Origin of the sequence: Bacillus sp. ChL18 (assembly GCF_026241425.1) — a bacterium.
Taxonomy (GTDB): Bacteria; Bacillota; Bacilli; order Bacillales; family Bacillaceae; genus Bacillus; species Bacillus velezensis.
Map to the genome: position 1 here is coordinate 1 of NZ_JAPHWE010000007.1, position 26,470 is coordinate 26,470.

At 36.8% G+C, this 26,470-nt stretch carries 5 protein-coding genes and 3 pseudogenes; 1 reads left to right on the forward strand and 7 read right to left on the reverse strand.

The features are described 5' to 3' along the window. The 3 genes from OQ477_RS20410 to OQ477_RS20420 all read right to left on the reverse strand — a co-directional run. Positions 1-9,357, reverse strand: a 9,357-nt coding sequence (locus OQ477_RS20410; protein WP_265973573.1) for a non-ribosomal peptide synthetase, incomplete at its 3' end; no start/stop codon positions are given. Between the two features lie 120 nt (positions 9,358-9,477). Continuing rightward, on the reverse strand, positions 9,478-16,455 hold the full coding sequence (locus OQ477_RS20415; RefSeq protein ID WP_265973574.1) for a non-ribosomal peptide synthetase: 6,978 nt from the start codon (positions 16,453-16,455) through the stop codon (positions 9,478-9,480). A gap of 220 nt (positions 16,456-16,675) precedes the next feature. Further along, positions 16,676-20,518, reverse strand: a complete 3,843-nt coding sequence (locus OQ477_RS20420) for a beta-ketoacyl synthase N-terminal-like domain-containing protein (RefSeq protein ID WP_265973575.1) — start codon at positions 20,516-20,518, stop codon at positions 16,676-16,678. Positions 20,519-21,045: 527 nt separating this feature from the next. On the opposite strand from OQ477_RS20420, the pseudogene OQ477_RS20425 reads away from it, so the two are divergent. Further along, positions 21,046-21,518: pseudogene (locus OQ477_RS20425) on the forward strand (helix-turn-helix domain-containing protein); the annotation flags it as partial. A 3-nt stretch (positions 21,519-21,521) separates the two neighbouring features. Here the strand turns inward: OQ477_RS20425 and OQ477_RS20430 are convergent. The 4 genes and pseudogenes from OQ477_RS20430 to glmM all read right to left on the reverse strand — a co-directional run. Continuing rightward, positions 21,522-21,617, reverse strand: a pseudogene (locus OQ477_RS20430) (ABC-2 transporter permease); the annotation flags it as partial. Next, a pseudogene (locus OQ477_RS20435) lies at positions 21,595-22,469 on the reverse strand (ABC transporter ATP-binding protein). The pseudogenes OQ477_RS20435 and OQ477_RS20430, both read right to left, overlap by 23 nt. Before the next feature lie 419 nt (positions 22,470-22,888). Beyond that, positions 22,889-24,691: a glutamine--fructose-6-phosphate transaminase (isomerizing) gene (gene glmS, locus OQ477_RS20440; protein WP_007609074.1), complete on the reverse strand. Its 1,803-nt coding sequence runs from the start codon at positions 24,689-24,691 to the stop codon at positions 22,889-22,891. Positions 24,692-25,122: 431 nt separating this feature from the next. After that, the gene (gene glmM / locus OQ477_RS20445) at positions 25,123-26,469 is read right to left on the reverse strand and encodes a phosphoglucosamine mutase (protein WP_007408011.1); all 1,347 of its coding nucleotides are present in this window, start codon (positions 26,467-26,469) and stop codon (positions 25,123-25,125) included. Position 26,470: the final 1 nt, after the last annotated feature.

Genomic DNA, 26,470 nt, shown 5'->3' on the forward strand with positions numbered 1-26,470 from the left:
TTTCACTGTCGACCAAATGGTCGTTTCTGTTGGACCGTACATATTAAAAACAGGCAATCCATACTCTTTTACTTCATTCCACAGCGTTTCAGGAAGTGCTTCTCCTCCTACATAAAGAGTCTTCAAGTTTTTCATGGTATGCTTGAATCGATCATTCTCCATCAGCATTTTTAATCGGGTCGGAGTGCTCTGCATCACCTCTACCTTATGTTCCTCTATAAGGGCAGCGAGCTTTTTCCCTTCTCTGCTTTCCGCTTCACTGGATATGACGACAGTCAAGCCCTGCGTTAATGGAGCCAATGTCTCCAGACCAAAGATGTCAAAGGAAAGCGTTGTTACACATAAAATGCTTTTATAGCTATCTAGATGTGTTTCGTTGACCATGCCATGGATGAAGTTGTTCACCTGTTGGTGTTCAACCATCACTCCTTTCGGAGTTCCGGTGGAACCGGATGTATAGATGACATACGCTAAATGACGGCTGGTCATTTCCACATCAAGATTCGTTTTCTCCCCTTGATAAATAGAACGATCCTTCAAATTAAGGACCTGCCCTGTGAAAGACATAGCATGCGGAATGTCTCCATACGTTACTAATAAATCCACTTTCGCATCTGACAGAACCGTACTGATACGATCAGCAGGATGAGCAGGATCAATTGGAAGATACGCTCCCCCCGCTTTCAAAACCCCCAGCAGACCAATGATCATTTCGGATGATCTTTCCGTCATGAGTCCTACAACCGTCTCCGGTTGAACACCTTTCTGCCGAAGTACTCTTGCAGCCTGATTGGCCTTTTCATTGAGTTCTTTATAAGTAAGCGAGTGACCTTCCGCCACCAAAGCAGTCTGGTCAGGACTTTTCTCTGCTTGTTCCTCAAACAGCTGATGAAGGGTTTTCTCTTTAGGATACTCTCTCGCTGTATTGTTTAAGGTTTCTAAAAAGTACACCTTTTCAGGCTCTGTCATGATATCTATAGAAGAGATTAAAATATTTAGATTATCACTTGCTGTTTTTAATATTTGGTTCAAATGAAAAATCATTCTATCAATCGTTTCCTCTTTGAATAATTTAGTACAATATTCAATTGAGTAAAGAAGAGTGCTTTCATTTTCTACTACATGCAATGTTAAATCGAATTTTGATATATTACTTTTTGTATTTAGTCTCTTTAATCTGAAATTCTTTGTAATTAAGTCCTTTTCTAATTCTTCACTACTCATACTAAACATGACATCGAATAATGGATGTCTACCTGTGTTTCGCTTCACCTGAACGGTATCAATCAATTCTTCAAATTGATAACTTTGATTCTCATAAGCAAGAATAGAATTTTGTTTTACAGTGTTTAAAAACTCTTTAAAACTTAAGGTTCTGTCTGCTTTATTCCTTAGCGCCAACGTATTCACAAACATACCTATCATGTTTTGAAGTTCAACATGTGCTCGCCCAGCGATAGGAGTCCCTATCACAATATCCTCCTGTCCGCTGTACTTTGAAAGCAGGATATGGAAGGCTGTTAACATAACCATATACATAGTACTGCCTGTTTCTCTTGCAATACTGCGTACAGATTTGCTTTGTGCTTTGTCTAAATAAAACGTTCTTATACTGCCCTCATAACTTTTCATAAGAGGTCTTTCAAAGTCGTATGGCAGATTTAAAACCGGAATATCATCCTTAAATTGTTGAATCCAGTACTGTTTTTGTATTTTGAGTTCGTCTGTTTCTAGGAATCTATTCTGCCATGCTGTAAAATCCTTGTATTGCAATCTTAAAGGCTTTAATTCGTTACCATTATATAGCTTCATAAACTCTTTTATTAAAATTCGAATGGAAACTCCGTCACTAATAATATGATGCATATCAACTAATAAGTAAGTTTTCTCTTTTGAAATAATAAGTTTTGCTCTAAATAGCGGGGCTTCTTCTAGTTCGAAGCTTCTTATAAAAGCCTGCAATATATCTTCAGCAACCAAATCTGTTCTATATTCTTTCTCAATTACAAAAGAATTATCAGCTTGAACCTTCTGAACAATTTCACCATCTATTTGATCAAAATACGTTCGAAGTGAATCATGTCTTGTTACTAATTTGTGAAATGCACTTTCAATCTTCTGTTCGTCAATTTCTCCTTCTAATTCACAAATCATCGGCATGTTATAAAGGGTACCTTTTTCCATTTTTTGCATCATATACATTCTTTTTTGTGCAGAAGAAGTTTCGTAGTATTCATTTTCTTCACAAGGATCAATCGTTCGATATATACGCTTAGTACTTTTTTCAATATAAGTACTTATATGTTTGATCGTAGGAAATTCAAACAACTCACTTAATGGTATTTCCACGTCAAAGTATTTGTGAATTTTACTTATTAAAATCGTCGCTTTTAAAGAATGACCGCCTAAATCAAAGAAGTTGTCATGAATTCCGATTTTTTCTACTCCGAGAACATCTGACCATACGCTGGCCAAGGTTTCCTGGACATCATTCTCCGGAGCTGCGTAATCTGCTGACGCCATGCTGCTGCTATCCGGTTCAGGCAGCTGCTCCCGGTTAATCTTCCCATTCTTGGTCAATGGCATCTGATCTAGCACCATAAAATACACCGGGACCATATAATGAGGCAGGCGGTCTTTTACATAGCTTCGAATTTCTGTTATATCAAGAACACTATTTCCTGCTATATATGCTGTCAAATAGGCTTCCCCAGCTTCATTGTCTCTATTAATGACTGCTGCTTCTTTGATTTCCGGATGGCTTAATAGGACATTTTCAATCTCTCCGAGCTCGATCCGGTATCCTCTTATCTTCACTTGACTGTCTAGTCTTCCGATAAATTCAATTCGGCCATCGGACAGTCTTTTCACCAAATCTCCCGTCTTGTACATTCTTTTTCCTGGCTCAAACGGACTTTGGATAAACTTTTCTTCCGTTAATTCAGAGTTGTTCACATACCCTTTTGCCACTCCGTCGCCGCTGATATATAATTCGCCCGGAACCCCGACTGGCACAAGGTTCTGATGCGGATCAAGAATATAGGCTTGGATATTGTCCAATGGCTTACCGATTACGTTGGAGAATTCATCGATTTGATCAAGATTGATCTCTCCCGCCACACAGCCGATTGTACTTTCCGTCGGTCCATAATGATTAATGAGGCGGATCGAATGATTAAGATCTAATGAACTAAACCGCCTTAAATCGTTCTTGTTGACCGATTCACCACCTAATATAATCAGCCGGAGCCTGCCTGTTTCCGCAATACTTTTAATCTTTTCAGAATGGATCATGATTGAAAACAGCGAAGGTGTCATTTTGAGATACGTACATGTTTTGGCGTATTCAATCAGCTGATCAGGATCTCTATACATGTCTTCTGACAAAATATGCAGGGTGATGCCGCTGATTAAGGCGGTATACACTGCGGTATATCCCAAGTCAAATGCGTACGACGACAGTAAGGCTGTCTCATCATTAGACGTAATGTCCGCTTTCTTTATCATCGCTTGGCAATAATTGATCAAGCTTGAATGCGGGACCATGACTCCTTTTGCCCGCCCAGTCGTACCTGATGTATAAATCACATACGCCAAGTCACCGCTTTGATTAATGATATCCACATTGGTTTTATCGCCTGTAAAGATATTTGGATCTGAAATAACTATTGTCGTTCCTTCAAACGGAAATCTCTGTGCATACTCATCTGTTGTTACTAAGACCTCAATCTCAGCGTCTTTCATCATGTGATGAACCCTGTCTTCAGGATGGGACGGATCGATCGGCAGATAAGCTCCTCCAGATTTCAATACCCCAAGGATGCCTACCATCATTTCAAGGGAATTTTCTGTCATGAGTCCGACAATTGAATGCCGGGTTACTCCTTTTTGACGCAGCACTCTTGCGAGCTGATTCGACTTCTCATTGAGTTCCCGGTACGTAAGATAATGATCTCTAAACTTCACCGCTATATGATCAGGGCGTTTATCCGCTTGGTCTTCAAATAGCTCCTGTAGTGTTTTTTCTCTGTCATAATCTGCTTGTGTATCATTAAACTCTTCTAAGAGTTGGTGCCGTTCATTGTCTATCGTGATATCAATCTCCGAAATGTTGACTGTGGGGTCTTCTGAAATGATTTCCATCATTCTAATGAAATGGTTTTTTATATTCGTTACAGTTTCCTCATCAAACACATATCCATTAAAAGAAAACGTTATGTTAAACTCTTCAGAAGGCACTACTTTAACATTAAAATCGTAATTCGTTTGCTCGACTCCACTTACATATTCAACGCTGTATCCTAATTCAGTTAGGAAATCAAAATTCCTTAATTTTTCATCGATATAGAAATTTTGAAATGTCAATTTAGTAGTTATCAATTGATTTTTAAGATCCGTAAGTGATTGGACATCTGCCAGAGGACAGTAATCATATTGCTCAGATTCTAATGCATTTCTTTGAGTTTCTCTTAAAATTTCTTCAAAAGTGCTGCTTTCACTGCATTTAATCCTGACAGGTATCAAATTAATAAATAATCCGACCATATCTTCGATACCGTCCACTCTATGATTTCTTCCTGATACAACTGATCCAAATACACTATCATTCGTGTTGTTATATTTTTGAAGAAGAAGCCCCCAAATGGCCTGCATTACAGTATTCATAGTAGTCTTGTTTAATTTGGATATTCTCTCTACTTCTGTTATCAACTTGCTATCTATTTTGAACTGAACTTCTTTTGGTAAATATTCATTGGACCTTGTTTTAGACGTTTTAGTAATTGCCGGGAGCTCCATAGATGTATCATAACCTTTTAAATATTCATCCCAATATAATTTTGCTTTACCACTATTTTGTTGTTGCAGCCAATTAATATAATGAACATATTGTTTGACGTTATTAGAATCTAAATGTCTACCGTTCTTTAAGTTAGCGTAGATTTCAAAGAAGTCCCTCATTAAAATCCATTTGCTCCAACCGTCTGTCAGTATATGGTGAGTACTCCATATTACTTTATAACTTTCCTTATTTACCTTTAGTATCGATATTCTCATAAGCAAATCTTTACTTAAATTAAAGACATTTTTTCTATCCGCTAGTTCAAACTTTTTCACAAAAGCACTTCTATCATTCTCGTTCATATTTGTTAAATCTTTATAGAATATTCTGGATTCCCTTTCCATCATAACAATTTGTCTTGGATTATTGAGATTTTTATTGGCGATAACTGTTCTCAAGATGTCATATTTACTTACCAAAACATCAAAACTCTTCTGCATCAATTCAATATCAAGATGTCCTATAGCCAAATATGAAGTTTGATCAAAGTATGCGGAAGACCGTTGATCCATAAGAGAGTGGAAAAGCATTCCCTCCTGCATTGGAGAAAGAGCATAAATGTCAGATATTTTACAATTTCCATGCATTTCATATGTCTCTCTTAAGCTATCTAACTCTTCTATTGTTAGTCTTTTATCTGAATAATCAGATGGCGTAAATTCAACCGAGCCTTTATTTTTACAATGTTCTATGACATCTAAGAGATTTCTCTTGTATCTGACTGCTAAATTAGACATGGTGCTATCCCGATATCTTTTGGAGTTGTATAAGAATGTAAAGCTTAATTTTTTCTTAGTGATCATTCCATTAATATCAATTTGATTTATTCGCTTTCCTTCTAAACTCATATTATTTCCAGTAGATAGTTTAGAAATCTCAATTATTTCTTCTTTTATGGAATCATCAAACTGTCCTAAATAGTTAAAACCGATCTCTGGCTCACGATTATTCCAATTGTTCACTGGACCCATATATTTTAAAAGACCATAGCCCACTCCCTTGTTTGGGATACGCCTTAAACTTTCTTTTACTCTCTTTAACGAGTCGGAAATACTAATGTTTTTTTCACTTATCAACAATGGGAACTGAGCGGTAAACCAGCCAACCGTTCTATTAATATCAATATCGCCTTGTAAAATCTCTCTTCCATGTCCTTCGAGATTAAGTATGATTTGCTCTTCTGAAGTCCACTCATTTATTGTTAAACCAAGACTTGTTATTAATAAATCATTTATTTCAGTGTTGTAAGCTCTGTTGGCTTTTTTCAATAAGTCCTCTGTTTCTTCTTCACTTAATTCAATCGTTACCTCTTTAAAGTATTTAAACTTATTGTCCTCTTCACTGCATGAATAATCTGAAGGCAAGGGTTTCACTTTAATTTTCTCGATTTCATCCCAATATTGAAACTCCTCTAAAAGTTCTGGAGTTTTAATTTGCTTTTGTAAGTATTCCGCCCATTCCTTAAACGAGTTCGACTTAGTTTGGAACTTTACATTTTCTCCTCGTGTTACTTGACTATATCCCTCAGAAAAATCTTCAAGAAGTATTCTCCAAGAAACTCCGTCTACCACTAAGTGATGAATGGCAATTAATAGATGATCTCCTTTGCTGGTCTTAAATAGTGCTAATTTCACAAGAGGACCGTTTTCTAAATCAATATTGCTTTGAATCTCATTGCATTTTTCCTTTATTTCATCTTCAAAATAGTTCACAGCAAGGTAATCATAAGTTTTTATAGAAACTAAACTTGCTTTCTCTATTCCCCTGTTAAACTGTTTAATTTTATTATTATCTCTTTTATATTGCATTCTTAGAGCGTCATGATGAATGACTATTTGTTCAAAAACCATTCTGATAATATCTTCTTGAAATCCATCTTCGCGAAACAGCATAACTGCTTGATTCCAATGATGATTATTAGAAATATTTTGTTTGAAAAACAAGTGTTGGATGGGCGTTAATGGAACATCCCCAGTGACTGGCTCTTGATTAATAATTGTTTCGTTTTTTTTGATTTTAGAAGCAATAGATTTAAGATTACTGTTATTAAAAATCTCTTTCACTTCCAATTTATACCCATATTTTTGCAACTTAGAGTTGATTCTAATTGCCTTTATGGAGTCACCGCCAAGCTCAAAGAAGTCATTATTCATTCCAATTTTCTTAATCCCTAATACTTCACAGCATATCTGTGATAACATTTGTTCTTTTTTATTATTTGGCGCTTCATATCCATTATTTGTAAGATGTTCTAAATTTAGTTTGGGCAGTGCTTTTCTATCGAGCTTCCCATTAGGAGTGGTGGGTATTTTTTCAAGTTGAATAAAATAAGAAGGCACCATATAATGGGGCAAACTCTTTTTCAATGAATCTCTTAATTGCATGGTGTCGATCTTTTTATTTCCTGCTATGTATGCACATAGATATTTACCTATGCTGTCATCATCGCCTGATAACACGACAGCCTGTTTTATCTCTTTGAATTGCAAGAGCTTGTTCTCAATCTCTCCTAGCTCAATTCGAAATCCTCTAATTTTTACTTGATGGTCTATTCTCCCTAAATACTCAATAGTCCCATCTTCTTTCCATTTAGCCATATCACCAGTTTTATACAGTTTAGTTCCAGGATTAAACTGGTTACAGACAAATTTTTGAACAGTTAAATCGGGTCTGTTTAAGTACCCTTTAGAGACTCCTTCTCCACCTATACATAACTCTCCAGGTATCCCTACTGGTTGAAGTTGACTGTCAAAATTCATAATATACACTTGAGTATTGTCAATCGGCTTTCCAATCACAACATATTCGCTGTTATCGCATTTTGCTGTGATTGAATCTACTGTCGTTTCAGTCGGCCCATAACAGTTGTATAGGTCATACCCCAATGTAATAATTTCTTGCTTTATAGATTGCGGAAGGGCTTCGCCTCCACTCATCAACACGTTAACACTCTCCAATTTTTCCCCATCTAATATAAATTCCTGAAGGCTTGATGGTACTAATTGAATGATGTTAATTTGATTTTTCTGTACAAACTCTCTAAACTTTTCCCTATTGAATTTCTCATTTTCAGTTGTTATATAAAGTGTTCCTCCACTTAAAAGTGGGGAAATAATCTCTACAACTGAAGCATCAAAAGAAATGCTGGTATTTTGTAAAACATTTTTGTTTTCATTTATTTTACAAATGCGCCCTAACCAGGATGAAATATTGATTACACTTCTGTGATGAATAGGTACCCCTTTAGGTTTCCCAGTAGAACCAGAAGTATAGATTACATATGCTAAGTTTTCTGCATTATTAATAGGCTCCAAATTTAAATGTGATTTAGAATAAGTGAAATTTTCATCTAAATATATTTTTGTTACGTCATAATCTAAATGATCATTTATCGATCGCTGGGTGACTACTATCTCAGACTTACTATTTTTAAGCATATAATCAATTCTATCAGGTGGATATGAAGGATCAATTGGCAGGTATGCTCCCCCAGCCTTAAGGATACCCAGCATCCCTACTACCATCTCCACTGACCTGTCTACTATAAGTCCAACAATAGATTCGGGTTTTATACCTTTTTCTCTTAATAGTCTTGCAAGTGCATTCGCTTTTTCATTTAGCTCTTTATAGGTAAGTCTTGTATCCTTACATACAGTTGCAATTTGATCTGGTTGTTTCGCTGCTTCCTCTTCAAACAATTCCTGTATGGTTTTGTTTTTTGGAAATGGAATAGCTCTTTCGTTAAATTGATTTAAGATTTGATTTTTTTCCTCATCTGTAATAATTTCTACATCTTTTATTTGCACATCAACATTATGAACAATTTCTTGGAGTATCATTATAAATCTATTTCCAAATGCTTCGATCGTAGATTTCTTAAATACATTGGCATTATAGATAAGATCAAAACCAAGTGTATTATCTTTCTTTATAATATATATTGTTATTTCATTTTTAGGTGAATCACATATATAATTCACGAAATCAGGTGAGTGAAGGGTGTTTAAAGCCATACTAACAGGAGTAAGTTCCAAAGTATTTTCTGCCAATCCTAACCCCTTTAACATGTTATCTATATTTAAGTCCTTATGTTTATAGGTTTCTATAATTCTATCTCTTACCTGCATAATTAAAGTCTTTACATTAGAGTTTTTATCCACCTCTTTTATATAGGGTAAGACTTTATTAAACTCGATATCATTTTTTTGCATGTTTGCTATATATATGGGAATGCCTAATATACTTTCAGTTTTACCTGTATATTTGTACAATTGTATATGTAAAGCAGCTAAAAACACTGAAAATAGCGGAAAATCATTTCCTTTAGTCATTACAACCATTTTTTGTTTCAGAGCTTCTTCTATAGAAAATGAGGTAGTAGATTTTTTGTAGTCTTCTATTTTTAAAAAATCATGAGGGAGTTCAACTTTTTTCTCATTTGCTATATCTAAACTCTCCCAGTATCTTCTTGAGTCTTCCTCTTTATGTAGTAAAGCCTCTTGCTTATTAACGCTCATATCCCATCCTCCATTCTTGAAGATACCTTTAAACATTAAACAGGTTATTAATAAAGCAGGGGGACAAATAATTATTTTTGCCCCTCCTTTTTTTACCTTTAAAGGGCCATCTTTCTTGCCTTAAAAAGTGAATGAGAAATCTTGATCTTTGAACTCATCTAAAACTTTTTCCTCTCGTAATAGAAACTCTTTCTCTTCTTCTGTTCTAATCGAGATCTGGCTTAAAGTAATTTCTAAATTTGTGGTTATATTATTAATAATTGTTTTAAAATCTCTTATAGCTCTATCTATTGTTGTCTTCTTGAATAACTGTGAAGAGTATTCAAAATACATCTCTATATTTTGCTTTCTCTCTAATCCCACAAGCATTAGATCAAACTTTGCAATCCCATTTTCAAATATTTTTGGTTTTAAAATTCCGTCATTTAATTTAATGTCTGAATAAATATCTGCGTCCGTCATATCAAACAGCACATCAAATAAGGGATTTCGTCCTTGTTCCCGCTTAAGTGAAATAGCTCTAATTAATTCTTCAAGCTGATAACCTTGGTTGTCATAAGCTTGGATAGAATTTTCTTTTACTTCCATAATGAAATCTTTTATAACCTTTTCTTTAACTGGTAGATTTCTTATTGCAAGTGTATTAACAAATACTCCTATGATATTTTGTAGATCTGCATGAGTCCTCCCTGCAACTGGTACTCCTACGACAATATCCTCCTGCCCGCTATATTTTGATAAAAGTATATTGAAAGCAGTCAATAAGAGCATATGCAGTGTAACTTCCTGTTCTTTTGCCACATTCTTAAGTCCTGCTGTGGTTTTTTCATCTAATTGGAAAAAGATTTTCTCTCCTATGAAGCTTTGCTTTGATGGCCTCTCATAATCATATGGCAAATGAAGTACGGGAACATTCCCTTGGAATCGATTCTTCCAATATAGCGCCTGCTTCTCCAGCCCTCCTGATAGAAGAAATGCATTTTGCCATTGTGAGAAATCCTTATACTGTAATCTCAAAGGTTTTAATATTTCACCGTTGTAGAGTTTTGTCAGTTCTTTAATAAAGATGCTCATGGACACCCCATCTGAGATGATATGATGCATATCAATAAATAAATATTCACCATTATTATTTTCCAAAATTTTTACCCTGAACAAAGGTGTTTTATCTAACTCAAACGGTTGGATAAATGTCTTCACTATTTCAGATATGTCCGTTTCTCTAATCTTTTCGCGCTCCAAACAGAATTGCTGAAAAGATTGAACCTTTTGTACAATTTCTCCGTCCACAGTCTCAAAATAAGTTCGCAACCCTTCATGCCTTTGGACAAGCTGTTTAAAAGCATTTTCTAATTTTTCATGATGTACTTCTCCCTCAAGTTTTAAAATCCCCGGCATATTATAAGCAGTGCTCGTTTTCTCAACTTGCTGAAAGGTGTACATGCGTTTTTGAACAGAGGATGTTTCATAAAAATCCCTTTCAATAGAAGGCTCAATCGTTTCATAGGGATCCTCGGCGGTCGTTTCAATGTAACTGCTCAACCCCAAGATTGTTGGATTCATAAAGAATTGCTTCAATGGAACCTCAATATGAAATACTTTATGAATTTCACTGATAACAACTGTTGCTTTCAGAGAATGGCCGCCAAGATTAAAGAAATTATCATGAATTCCAACCGAGTTCACTTTTAATACTTTTATCCAAATAGTTGCTAGTTCTTTCTGAATAGCTGTTTGAGGAACCTCATAATTACTTGTGATAAGCCCAGAATCATCTGGTTCCGGCAATGCATTCCGATTCACCTTTCCATTATTCGTCAACGGAATTTTATTCATCTCCATAAAGTAGGATGGGATCATGTAATCCGGAAGGCTCTCCTTAAGGTAATTTTTCAATTCGGATTTATCTAAAGCTTTTTGACAAACGATATAAGCACATAGATATTTTTGATTTTGTTCATCTTCCTTTGCTATCAGGACTGCTTCCTTAATACATTCATGACTGACCAACCGATTTTCAATCTCTCCGAGCTCTATTCTAAAACCTCTGATTTTCACCTGATGATCTATCCTACCCATATATTCAATTTCTCCATTAGGCAGTAATTTCACTAGATCACCAGATCTATACATTTTTTCATTATCAGCATATGGATTTTGAACAAATCTTTCTTTTGTCAGTTGCTCTCTGTTGAGATACCCACGGGTTACACCTGCTCCGCTTACACACAACTCCCCAGGGATACCGATTGGCTGAACATTTAAATTCTTGTTAACAATTAAAGTTGTTAAGGTAGGAATAGGTTTCCCTATATTACTTGCTCCATCTCTCACTTCCTTTTCCCCTATTTCCTTAAATGTCACATGTACTGTCGTTTCAGTGATTCCATACATGTTGATCAGTTTGGTCTCAGGGTATTTTTTTAGCCATTCATCCAGCGTGGTCGACTTTAAAGCTTCTCCACCAAAAATGATGTAACTTAGACATAATTCCTTTGAAAAGTTCTGAAGCTCTATCTTCATTAAGTTGTAAAAAGCAGTAGGTGTTTGATTTAATACTGTTACTTTTTCACCTTTTAATAAGGATAAGTATTTCGCAGTTTCTTTTGCTGTCAAATCAGAAACAATGACCAACTTTCCTCCATAGAGTAAGGCTCCATACATCTCCCATACAGAAAAGTCAAAAGATGGAGAGTGGAACATCGTCCAGACATCTTTATCTGAAAAATCGAACTCCATTTGATCATTGATCATAAGGCTAACTACATTTCGGTGTTCGACCATGACACCTTTGGGATGACCTGTGGTACCCGATGTATATATGATATAAGCTAAATCCTTCGATTTATTTATTAATGGAAGGTTTCCACTTGGACCTTTAAATATTGAATGATCTTCAAGACTAATGATTATTGATTCAACCTCTGTTCTTTTATACGTGTTGGAGGTAATTAATAATTCCAGTCCTGAATCTTTTATCATATAGTCTTTACGATCTTCCGGGAGTTTCGGATCAATCGGCAAATAGGCTCCTCCGGCCTTTAAAATCCCCAATATTCCTACAACTAATTCAAGCGACTTACCTACCATCAGCCCAACTATTGACTCATCCTTTATACCTTTCTCCCGTAAGACACGCGCCAGCTGATTAGCTCTTTGATTAAGCTCGTTATATGTTAATGCTTCTGTTTCAAATTTTACAGCGATGCGATCTGAATTTTTAGCAGCTTGTTCCTCAAATAATTCCACAATAGTCTTTTCTTTTGGATAATCCGCCTTTGTTACCTTAAAATCATGCAGCATCAGTTGCTTTTCCGCTTCCGTAATCATTTCTATTTCAGATAAATTCGCGTCTGGATTCCGACAGATACTGGCCACGATTTGTTTGAAATGCTCAACCATCCTTTCGATGGTTTCTTTGGTAAAAAGGTCAGAATTGTATTCAATGTTGCATTGAAATTGTTTTTCTTGGCTAATTTCAAAAAATAAATCAACCTTAGAGCCTTCTTTTTTTATTTCATAACTCTTAATGTCCAGATCTCTAAAATTAAATTCTTTCATAAGATTATTTTGGAAAGTAAAAAGCACATCAAATAGTGGGTTTCTACCTGCACTTCTATCTACATCAACTAATTCAAGCAGCTCTTCAAGAGAATAATCTGAATGTTCAAATGCATTTAAAGTACCTTCTTTTACAAGACTTAAAAATTCAATGAAGGAATGGTGAGGTTCAGGTTGATTTCTAAGTGGAATGGTATTTACAAACATTCCAATTAAATTATTAATATCGAGATGGTTTCTTCCTTCAATAGCAGTACCAATTACTATATCTTCTTGATTTGAATATTTAGCTAGGAGAACATTCAAAGCGGCTAAAAAGAACATGTAAGGCGTCGCTTTATTGGTTAAACATAATTTTTCAACTTGATCACCAACATTTTCATCCAGAACGAATGAAATGTTATTTCCATTAAAAGTTTGCTTTACAGGCCTAGGAAAATCAGTTTCTATAGTAAGAACAGGAACATTATTCTGATAAAGCGATCGCCAAAATTTTTCCTTTTTGTCTTTTTCTGCTTTGGTAGCAACTTGACTTTTCCAGAGCATATAATCCTTGTATTGCACTTTAGGCGCAGGTATTTCCAATTCATTGTAATCAGCTAATAATTCATGTAAAAATACCACTGCGCTTGCCCCGTCAAATATAATATGGTGAGCATCTAGCAGTAAAACATGCTTATTCTGTTCAAGCTTAACTATCTTGACTCTCATAAGCGGTAACACATTCAAATCAAAAGGTTTTATAAAATTATTTACCTCTTTATCAAGAAATTCCTTCTCGTTCATGAAATCCTCGTTTTGTGAGTATTGAACGTTTAGTTTAAAAGGTTCTTCTATTTTTTGAACTAGCTTTCCATTCACTTCATCAAAGTATGTTCGTAAGCTTTCATGCCTTTTGATAATGTTATGGATAGCACCCTGTAACTTCCTGACGTTTACTTTTCCTTCTATTTCTATAGCTGTGGAGATATTGTAATTTAAACTTGCTGGGTCTAATTTATGAAGCATATACATTCTTTTTTGTACTGAAGATAATGGGTAAAATTCTTTTGAGCTAAGATTTGTTATTTCAATCTGTTCGCTCGGATTTACGGCTGTAGCGTCAATAATTGCGGCTAAATTCTTTATGGTGGGCTCTGTAAATAGTTCTTTAATTTGTATACTTTTATTAAAATCTCTTTCTATACTTGCTATTAATTTCATTGCTTTAAGAGAATTGCCACCTAGTTCAAAAAATTGGTCTTCCGTAGTAACATTTCTCAAATCTAATATATCTTTCCATAATGGTATTAGTTTCTTTTCCGTATCAGTCAACTGCTCATAAAAATCTAGTATTACACTGTCTGCTCTGTTTTCTAGATTGCTTACTTTGATAAAAGCAGTGGGGATCATAAACGCTGGTAAACTCTTTCTCAAGCCTTTAACAAGTTCACTTGCGTCATTTATCGTCTCATTAAGTATAATGTAGGCTATCAGCTCTAATTTCTGTGGATCATATTCACATAAAACATCTTTAATTTTGGAATTTCTTCTTATATGTTCTTCAATTTTATATAAACTTACTTTTCTGCCCTTTAATACGAATTGTTTTTCTTCTTCTCCAAGTACAGTTAACTGACCTTCCTCATTTATTTTGCCTAACAGGTTTGTATTATAAATTTCTGTGGTATTCGGTCCAATATAAATTTCTCCTACCATTCCTGTAGGCAGTAACTGCATATTCTGATCTAGGATAAATACTTTAGCTTCTTCTCCATTTGATAGTCCATATTGACTTAAGTTTATTCCTGCAAGACTATTAATGTATTCATATGAAAAAGAGGAGAAATGGCTTAATATATTAACTTCTTCTTCATTTGAGACTACATTCATCTCGGAAATAACAGTCAGATCTTCCTCTATTATCGCTTTTAGTATTCCCTTAAAATAGCCTGCCCATCTAGTGATTGTTTTGTCAGATAAAACCTCTTTGTTATAATCAAATCGCAAGATCACTTGACTATTAAATTCAATAATGGTCAAAAACAAGTCATATTTGCTCTCACTTATTGTAATAGGATAAAACTCGCACTCTGTTTCATTAAAGCTATTATTAACATTTTTAATCATATTAAAAACTACATTGTAACTCTGCTCCGCATTTTGTTTATGAAGGTAACTTGATTCGTTTAATTCTTTAAAAAATTGAGATACTTTCTGTGAAAGGCTAACCAGGTCATCCGTTTCTTCGACATCTAAATGAACCCCTATCATCTCTACACAGTTTCCTATGAGATTATCAATATTTATAATATTTTGACCTGCAAAAGGAACACCAATGGATATATGCTGACTTTGGCTAACCTTACTGATAAGTGCTATAAAAGAAGAAAACATGGTATGAAAAAAACTCATATTGTTCTTTGCTGAAATTTTTCTAACTTGATCAAATGTTTCTTTATTTTCAATTAAATCTAGCCTAGCTCCGACATATTCCTTACTTTTTGGTTCATGATTAAAATTCAGGTCCATAAAATTATCGGTTTTCGAATGATATTTTTCTCTAAATGTCGTTCCTTTATCTTCATTCATACACAGCCATTCATCCCTTACTTGGATGAATTCTCTGAATTGAAGTGGATCATCCATTTTCGGCATGTCACCAATTGATATACTGTTATATATTTCTGTGATTTCATTTAACAAAACGCCAATTGACCAGCCATCCGCAATGATATGGTGAATTACAAGTACGAAAACAGATTGATTTTCTGCCTCTTCTACCAGCAGCGCCCTAAATAGACTCTCAGATAATTTGAAAGGCTGTTCTGCAAACTCCGTAACAATTTGATTCGTATATAATCCAGAATCCTTGACAACTTTTAAGGGTATGAATTGTTCCTTTAAAAGTTGCTGCATTCTTGCTTCTTTATTGATTTTAGTCCGAAGAGATTCATGTCTCTCAACTACTTTATTAATAGCTTTTTCTAAAAAAGATATATTAATTTTCCCATGAATTCTTAAAGCAATCGATTCGTTAAAAGCTTTTTCCGATAAATCATGTTGTACGAGAATACTCTCCTGTTCTTTCGTAAGTGGAATCTCACAAAGGAATGCTTCATCAGCTTCTCTTTTAATGTCTTTTGATTTTGTTCTGGCTTTTACTTTGGTGATGAGTTCATGGATATCTTTATATCTGTTGGATGTTTCTTGAATTATAGTCTCTTTGTCGGCTTTTATAACAGTTGTGGACTCCTCTATTTCCCCTATTTTCAAAGGTTGAGTTGTCTCATTTAAAATCGACTGATATTTTGTTTTCTCCGAAAGGTATTCGGCTATTTTATATAGGTCGGTTAATTCTTCATATACTTTTGAAAAAGGAATTTCTACACTGAAATGTTGTATGATAGAGTAATTTATTTTAGTAAATACAATAGAATCCATGCCCATTTCTACAAGGTTTTGATTTATATCGATTTCACTCTTATTTATTTTAGTTATTTTTGAGACGATAGTAAGTAATTCATCCAGAGTTTCATTTAAATTTTTAGTTTTCATTTTCTGCCCCCTACCCTCTTTGTGTTAACCATCTAGAGGTGACAAATCTGATTTTTCAAAAGGGATAATCAAATGATTTTGACAGAGAATACTCTTTACACAATGGCTATCCCTTAAATACTAGGCTTCGAAACCTTATAATTCGATTATTTCCGTTAAATTCTATATACCGGAAAAACACTGGCAGATATTTACGTATATCTTATACATCAAGTACGGTTTAATTTAAAACCTTCTCATTGTATGTAAAGGATGGCCAGCATCTCAGCTTCTGAAATTCATAAGACGGTAAACTGACTTTGTTGACATAGGACAAACTATAAAAGCCCTCCCAAGAAAGGTCTGCTCCTCTTGTATATATTTGTGATATTCTATTCAATTGAATTAGTCGGTTATTTCTATCAATCTCAGAAATTAAAGTATTTCCATTCTTGCTAAGCAGGCTAACTTGATCCTTACTTAACTGTCCGATTTTTTTAAATGCTGCAGATTCCTTCAACCTTTTATGGATTCCATAGAATGTTTTGGTTGAAAGGTCAGTCTTAAACGTAAACCTCTTTAGTTTATTAAGTAAATCTTTTATTGAATCTGTTATGATGGCTGCTCTAATCTCATGATGTTCACGAGCTACATTTGAGGTGTAACAAATATCCTCAATCCTCATATCCTTATTCTTTTCAAGGGATCTGATATAACTTTCAATAAGTTGTTTTAATACTTGTTTGTTTTTTGCGGATATAGTAAAAATGAGAGGCAATTCTGTATGACTTTCTGGATGAAATTCTTTCTTAACTGAATACTCTTCTAGGATGACGTGGCAATTTGTCCCAGAAAAACCAAAGTTATTGATTCCACACCTTCTAACGCCTTTAACAGGCTCCCATTTCATTTCAACAGTAGTTGGGAAGAATGGTGTTTTTTCAAACTGAATATTTTTATTTGCTTCTTTAAAATTAGCTAACGGTGGAATGATTTTATGCTGCATCATTAAACAGCATTTAACCAAGCTAGATAGTCCCGATGCTTCATATAGATGCCCTATATTTCCTCTAACCGAACCAATAGAACAATATTGTTTCCCATTGCTTCTTCCATAAGCATTGGTTAAACCTTGAATTTCTATTGGATCTCCAATAGGTGTTCCTGTCCCCTGTGCTTCTATATAACTCACAGTGCTCGGATCCACATCTGCCTTTTGTAATGCTTCTAAAATAGCAGCTGTTTGTGCCGCTGGATTTGGTGCAGATAATCCTAATGATGTTCCATCATTGTTAATTGCAGTACCCTTTATGACAGCATAGATATGATCTTTTGCTGCTTCCGCTGCACTTAGCGGTTTAATCATTATAGCGACGACACCTTCTCCTTCACCTGTTCCATTTCCGTTTTTATCGAATGGTCTGGTTCGATAGTCGTCTGATTCAAAACCAGCTTTAAAACCGTCTTCGACAGGAATTGTTTTTAATCTAATTCCGCCAACGATTGCTTGCTCGCAGCTTCCGTCCCTTAATCCCCTACAGGCTAAATCCAGTGCTACTAAAGAAGAGGAACACGCTGAATCGACCATTAAATTGGGTCCTTTTAAATCCATAAAATAAGAGACTCTCCCAGCAATATTAGATGACAAATATCCTGTTGGAGTTGAAAAATCTTCAGATGTTTTTACAATTTGCTGATATTTAAAACCATCCATATCACTCATATAACCTACGTAAACTCCGGTCTTTGTCCCTTTCAATTTATCACCCGAATAACCCGCATCCTCTACTGCTTTTGAAGCTTCTTCTAAAAACAATCGTTGAGCCGGTGCCATGGAAACGGCTTCCACTGGAAGTATATTGAAGTATTTATAGTCAAAGCTATCAATTTCATCTAGATAAGAGGCCTGTTGGAATTCAAGGTTTTCTGTGGCTTGTCCTTCTTTCTTTAAATATTCATAAAGGTCATTTTTTCTATTATTAGGTAACTCTCTCACTGCTTCTAATCCATTACGAATTAATTCCCAGTATTCGTCTAGTCCTGTTGCATGTGCTACTCTTACTGATATCCCAACAATTGCTACGTCCTCATTTTGAACAGACAACTTGTTAATACACTTTTCCTTTTTTTCTGACAATGAATCTCCGTATTTTATGTATCTAGCCAATTCTTTGATAGTAGGATTTGCATAAAAATCAGCAATCGTAATCTTTTCAGTATATAATTTCTGCAACTCTGATGACATCTGAGTCAAAGTAAGAGAGTCAATCCCTATTTCAAAAAAGTTGTCATTTATACCAAATTCCCTGTCTGGAATAAACTCTTTACAAACGTCAAGTAATTTTCCCTCCAACTGTCCAATTTCTTCATTATGTTTTTGTTGAAGCTGGAGCTTTATTTTCTTTATTTCGTTAACTACAGGATCAAATATACCTTCTTCAAACTTTTGAACAAGATTAAATCTTTGTATTTTTCCGCTTGTGGTCTTCGGAATTTGTTTGATTGGAATTACATGATCTACCTTGACTCCCAATTTTATATTTAACTCTCTTTTTATATTTCGCTCAACATCAAGGAATTTATCAATTGGTTGTCTAAATCTAACAAATGCTACTACTTTCTCTGACTGCTCTTTATAATTTCTGACCCCGCCAATAGCAACCTCTGCCTCAGTTAAAGGTATTCCGGCAACATCTCGAATAATTCTTTCTAAATCATGCGCATAGAAATTTTGGCCGTTTAAGAATATAACGTCTTTGTATCTGCCAATAACAATTAGTCTTCCGTTATGCATAAAACCTAAATCACCTGTATTTAACCAACCTTCATCACTTAATACTTCTTTAGTTTTATCCGGCATATTGTAATATCCACTAGTAACATTTGCACCATGAATTTCAATAAACCCTACGGTATTATCACCTAACACATTTCTTTCTTTATCTGTGATTCTCACGTCTGTATGTTTAATAGGGGAACCCACATCAATAAAAACTGTAGCAAAACGACTTTCTTCATTGTCCATTACAGCTACGGTATCACCAATATTCATTTTTCTTCTATCAATGACCCACTCTATTATTTTTCCTTCAGATGGATTAGGTGAAGCTACACCAAGACAGGCCTCAGCAAGTCCATATGATGGAAGCATCGTTCTCTTTTTTAAACCATACTGACTCATTTCAGATAAAAATTCTTCACATAAGTCAGCCGAAATTGGTTCAGCACCATTTATAATTAACCGAACATGTGATAAATCATAGTTCATTGAAAATTTTTTCATATATTTCAAGGTATATCTGTATCCAAAATTAGGAGAGAATAATAAAGTTGATTTATGCTGAGTGGCTTTCTCAAGCCATAGAGTAGGTCTTCTAATGAAATCATTTGTATTAATCTGCACTTGATTAATATTCAAAAATGTCGGTACTAAATGACAGCCAATAATCCCCATGTCATGCGTTAAAGGCAGCCAAGTTAATAAACTGTCACTCATACTCATTTCACCATTGGTAATGATGCCATCTATATTTGCCATTATATTGCGGTGTTTTAATATAACCCCCTTGGGGTCACCAGTTGAACCCGAAGAAAACTGTACAAATGCAATATCATCTTCTGTACACTCGTGGATGAGGCCCTCTTCCTCGAAATTATAAACTTCTTGAATATCAATTACTCTATTGCGTATTTTTACAGTATCTATTCCTGCATGCTGTGCATATTTCATTAAATTCTCATATTGTTCCATATCACATATCAGATAAGGATTATTTAATTTTTCCCAAACCTTAAAAAATTTCAACTTATGTTCATCGTTGGTACCTGAATTAACTGGTACTGGAATAAAACCACCAAGTATTCCCGCCCAGAATACATTGATGAAGTCCTCATTATCTTTTAATTGAAAAACTATCTCATCCTTATAAGTAACTCCTTTACTTTGTAAAAAACCTAATATCCTCAAACTCGTCATCAACAATTCTTTATATGATACACGCTTTTCTTTTTTTCTATTTTTAACAAACGTAATTCCTTTGGTTTCTTCACTTGCTTTTTTTTGAATAGCACTTAATAAAGTCATTGTTTTATCCCCCCGAATGAAATGACGATTGATATCATTTTTTTCAAAATGTTTCAAATTACTATTTAATATCAATTAAAAGCAAATTAACCAGTATATTAGACTCTGTATGCATCAGAAAAAGCTCATCGTCTCTAATCCTAACAATTACTAATATACCTAATATTTGTTATCTTTTCAATGAAATTCTTTTATTGATTAGTTCTTATAACTTATTTTTACAATATTCAAATTGTCTCATACAATGTTTTTTAAGAGTAACTCCGATTAATTAGAGGATTATTGGTATGCCGAATACTCCATATTTCTTTCCAGAGTTTAACGGATAAGATATCAAGCTATGAATACCTCACCTTGAAGTTTCTTATTATTACAATTAGTTCTGTTTGCTTTGCCAAAAGGTTTTACGTGAAAAATGAGAAAATAAAAAAGGGACTGACCCCATAATATGAGACAAACAAATAACACCTTCAAGTTTGAAAACGGATAGTTGTTATCCCAAATAAAACTTGGAGGTGTTTTTTTCTATGGGGATAAGAGTGAGTTATCCGGTTGAAGTCAAACAGAAGGCTGTAGAAATGAAAGTGGCGGGCGTGCCTGTGAAGGAGATCATGCAGGAATTGAATATCAAGAATAAGACGCAGGTTCAGACATGGGTCAGGTGGTATAAAGCTGGGGATACACACCGATTCGAACAACCTGTCGGAAAGCAATATACTTATGGAAAAGGTCCAAAGTATTCTTCCGAATTAGAGAAACTGCAGACAGAAAATCGTTATCTGAGACAACAGAATGAAGTGTTAAAAAAGTACAACGAATTGGAAAGGACGCTGATAGCGAAACGCCAGTCGAGCTTGTAGAAGCATTGTGCGGCACAATGATCATACAGGATATCTGTATTCATTTAGGTATTTCACGAGCATCTTATTATCGTTGGAAGAAGAATCTGATGAAAGATGACCCTAAATACCATTTAGAAAAACAAACCGGCACATTATGCCCTATGAAAAATGACTGCTGATACCAATATGGCCAACCCCGTGTATGCAAAGAAACTCCGATAAACCAAGTAATAGTTAGTCAGTAACAGACCTCTCAATGTTTTCACTCCTCGTTAAAAAGACGCTGATTTCTTCTATGGAAATGGTGTTGGCCGTTACGCCATTCGGCAATTTCTGTTGATCCGATACAAGCACACTCCAATAAGATCCATGATTCCTTTTTGCTAGAACGATATCTTCGTCAAGCTCAGCCAATCGGCCTTCATCAACGTCTATAAACGGGTATAGCTTTCAAGAACCTTATCTTTCTCTTCATTTAATAAAATTTCGCCATCTTTCATAATAATGATATGGCTGGCTATCTTCTCGACATCAGTCATAATGTGCGATGAAAGTAAAATACCGCCGTTGCTTTTACTCACAAAGCTTTTTAATTCATTTAACAGATCATCTCTTGAAGAGGGATCAAGCCCTCCCGTTGCTTCATCCAGGAGTAATAATTTTGCATTATGCGACAAAGCAACAGCTACGGATAACTTCATTGACATGCCGCGCGAGAATGTATTCACTTTTTTGTCCATAGGTAAAGAGAAAGAATGAACCAACCGGTAAAAATGATCTTGGTCCCAAGCACCGAATAGTTTTTTAAATACATGATTCAGCTGCTTTATCGTAAGGTGCGCAGGAAGATTCATCGCATCAAATACGACCCCAATATCTTCTTTGAACTTTATATGTTTATCCAGATTCTCTTTACCAAAGATTTTCACTTTACCTCTATCCTGAGAGATTAATCCTAATATCGTTTTAAATGTTGTTGACTTGCCTGCGCCGTTATCACCGATAAAACCGACAATTGATCCGGCAGGCACATTGAATGTAACATCCTTTAAAACAGCTTTATGACCAAAAGATTTGCTGATGTTTCTGATTTCTAAAAGGTTTGACATCATTCCACTCCTATCATTGCTGTCAGGACTTTTTTGAGGATTGAACCGGATTATTGCAAAAATGTTGTTATTTTTATATCTAGTTGAGGAATTCATAATGGATCAGGAGCCGGCAAATACAACAGGGATTTTAAAGTCTTAAGCATAATGTGGATGTGTAATCGATTGATTACATTTATATAATGGATATTCATGATGAAAATTGCTGGAGGTGATTACTTTCCGATGAGGCATGCACAAAACGATTTACTAATGATTACATTTATGGATTTTAACCGGAATGCATTACGTATTATAAAGCAGGTGTTAATCCTTTTCAATATATAAAAGGGGATTTCTTTACAATCGCATAGAGTATGTATTTCTAAATTTCCACATTAAAAAACCCCTCTGGCTAATAACCAAAGGGGTTAAATATATTATTCCACAGTCACACTCTTCGCAAGGTTGCGCGGTTTATCAACGTCACAGCCGCGGTGCAGTGCCGCATAGTAAGCGATCAGCTGCAATGGCACAACAGAAACCAGCGGAGCAAGCGCAGGATTGACTTCCGGCAGGATGAATCTGTCGTCTGCGTCTTCTAAGCCTTTCAGCGAGATGATGCAAGTGTTGGCGCCGCGGGCTGCGACTTCCTTCACGTTTCCGCGGATGCTCAGGTTGACGTGTTCTTGTGTCGCAAGCGCAAAGACCGGTGTTCCTTCTTCAATCAGAGCGATTGTTCCATGCTTCAGCTCGCCGCCGGCGAAGCCTTCCGCCTGGATGTAAGAAATCTCTTTCAGCTTCAGGGCGCCTTCGACACACACGAAGTAGTCAAGGCCGCGGCCGATGAAGAAAGCGTTTCTTGAAACAGTCAGGTACTCACGCGCGATCATTTCCATTTCGTCCTTCTGGTCGCAGAGGGCTTCCATGGCGTTTGCCGCAATACCTAATTCTTTGACCAAATCAAAACCGATATCAACGCCGTTGCGTTCTGCTGCAACAGACGCAACGATCGCAAGCACGGCAATCTGAGCCGTATACGCTTTTGTTGATGCAACAGCGATCTCAGGACCTGCGTGCAGAAGCAATGTGTAATCCGCTTCACGGGAAAGCGTTGATCCCGGAACGTTTGTAATCGTCAGCGCTTTGTGACCCAGCGCTTTGACTTGAACAAGCACGGCGCGGCTGTCCGCTGTTTCTCCGCTTTGAGAAAGGAAGATAAAGAGCGGCTTCTTAGACAGAAGCGGCATGTTGTAAGAGAATTCACTCGCTACATGCACTTCAACCGGTACGTTTGCCCACATTTCAATATATTGTTTCCCGACAAGACCGGCATGGTAGCTCGTTCCGCAAGCCACGATATAAATGCGGTCCGCTTCCGCCACGGCGTCAGCGACATCGCCGGCCACGGCCAGTCTGCCGTTTTCGTCCTGATACGTTTGGATGATTTTGCGCATAACAAGCGGCTGCTCATCCGTTTCTTTTAACATGTAGTGAGGGTATGTGCCTTTTTCGATATCACTGGCGTCAAGCTCAGCGATATAAGACGCACGTGTCATGACTTCACCGTCAAGGTTTTTAATCACGGCTTCGTCTTTTGTCACGATCACCATTTCTTTGTCCAAAAGCTCAACGTATTCATTCGTTACTTGAAGCATAGCCATCGCGTCAGATGCCACGACGTTAAACGTATCTCCAAGGCCGATTAACAGAGGGCTTTTGTTTTTTGCAACGTAAATGGTGTCTGTGTTTTCACCGTCAAATAATGCAATTGCGTAAGAGCCTTTTAACAGAGTCAGTGTTTTGCGGAACGCTTCTTCTGTGCTAAGTCCTCCCGCCACAAATTGCTCGATCATTTGAACGACTACTTCAGTGTCCGTGTCGCTTTTCAGTTCAACGTTTTCAAGATATTCGCGCTTCAGCTGAACATAGTTCTCGATCACACCGTTGTGAACAAGTGTAAAGCGGCCGAGTGCGCTTTGATGCGGGTGAGCGTTCAGGAAGCTTGGTTCGCCGTGAGTCGCCCAGCGTGTATGGCCGATTCCCGCTTGAGATTCAACCGTGTGATCCACCACTTCACGAAGGTCGGCGATGCGGCCTTTTTCTTTGTACACATGCACGCCCTGCTCATTCGCCACAGCGATACCTGCAGAGTCATAACCGCGGTACTCAAGCTTCTCTAATCCTTTTAACAAAATCTCTTTCGCATCAAGCTGACCGATATAACCTACAATTCCACACATATTTTCTTCCTCCTAAAGGTGCAAAAGGAGACGAAGAAAGTCAAATTACAAGGGGACTTTCAATCGTCCCCTCCCACATGTTTTTTTGGAAGATCATGTGATTTCTCTTTGTTCGGAGAGTCGCCCCTCCGGTTTGAAGAAATCCTTACGGCTGTGATCTAAATGAATCAGCCGGGAGGCATCCGCCGAAAATTCGATAACCTCCATCCTCGTCAACTAAGCCGTTTTTCGGGCGCTTAGTTCGGGCGCTGTAATTATAAAAGATGCAAACAATCCCGCCTTTCCTGCAAGTGAAAAACAAAGGCTGAACAAGCTTGATTTTACAGCATGTGCCAAGGACGGTCAATTATTTTTTGCCGCCCCGGCATCATGTTTACTATCATTTTATGCTGATCGCACTTGTCTTGTTCGCTCTCTGCTTATAAACTTCGCTACTCCGCTCCCATTTCTGTCCGCACGACATCCACGATTTTTGTGACATATTCGTCACAAAGCTCTTTTGTTCTCGCTTCGGCCATCACGCGGACGAGCGGTTCGGTGCCTGACGGGCGAACTAAAATCCGGCCGTCTCCGTTCATTTCTTTTTCCACTTCAGAAATAACGGCCTTCACCTTAGCGTTTTCTTCTACCTTATATTTATCCGTCACTTTCACATTCACTAATAGCTGCGGGAATTTTTTCATTTCATCCGCAAGTTCTGAAAGGGTTTTGCCGGACGCCTTCAGCGTATTCACAAGCATGATCGCGGACAAGAGACCGTCGCCGGTAGTGTTGTAATCAAGGAAAATAAGGTGCCCTGACTGCTCGCCACCGACATTATAGCCGTCTTTTTTCATCGCTTCTACGACATAGCGGTCGCCGACTGCCGTTTGAACGCTTTTGATTTCTTCTTTTTCAAGCGCTTTGTAGAAACCAAGGTTGCTCATCACGGTCGATACGACAGTATCATCCTTCAGACGGCCTTCTGATTTCAAATACTTCGCGCATATGTACATAATCTGATCACCGTCGACGATGTTTCCTTTTTCATCAACGGCAATGAGGCGGTCGCCGTCGCCGTCAAACGCAAGGCCGATATCGGCGTTTTTTTCTTTGACGAAAGCACTCAGCGCTTCCGGGTGTGTAGAACCGACGCCATCATTAATGTTTAATCCGTTCGGAGACGTCCCCATTGTAGACACGTCAGCATCGAGATCGGCAAAAAGGTGCGTCGCAATGGAAGATGTCGCACCATGGGCGCAGTCAAGCGCTACATGAATGCCTGTGAAATCTTCGTCCGCCGTCTGCTTTAAAAATTGCAGATACTTTTGAACGCCTTCAAAATAATCGTTCACAAGCCCAAGGTCCGCGCCTGTCGGTCTCGGCAGCTTATCTTCCGGTTCATCCATGAGACGTTCAATCTCGGCCTCCTGCTCATCAGAAAGCTTAAAGCCGTCCCCTCCGAAAAATTTAATTCCGTTATCCTGTACGGGGTTGTGAGAAGCGGAGATCATGACGCCCGCCTCAGCATCCATGGCTTTCGTTAAATAGGATACCCCCGGCGTAGAAATAACGCCGAGGCGCATCACTTCAGCTCCGATCGATAAAAGTCCGGCGACAAGGGCTCCCTCCAGCATATGTCCGGAGATACGTGTATCACGGCCGATCAGCACTTTCGGGCGCTGCTTATCTTTGGTCAGGACATAACCGCCAAAACGCCCAACTTTAAAGGCCAGCTCTGGCGTAAGCTCGCTGTTGGCAACACCTCTTACACCATCTGTTCCAAAATACTTGCCCATT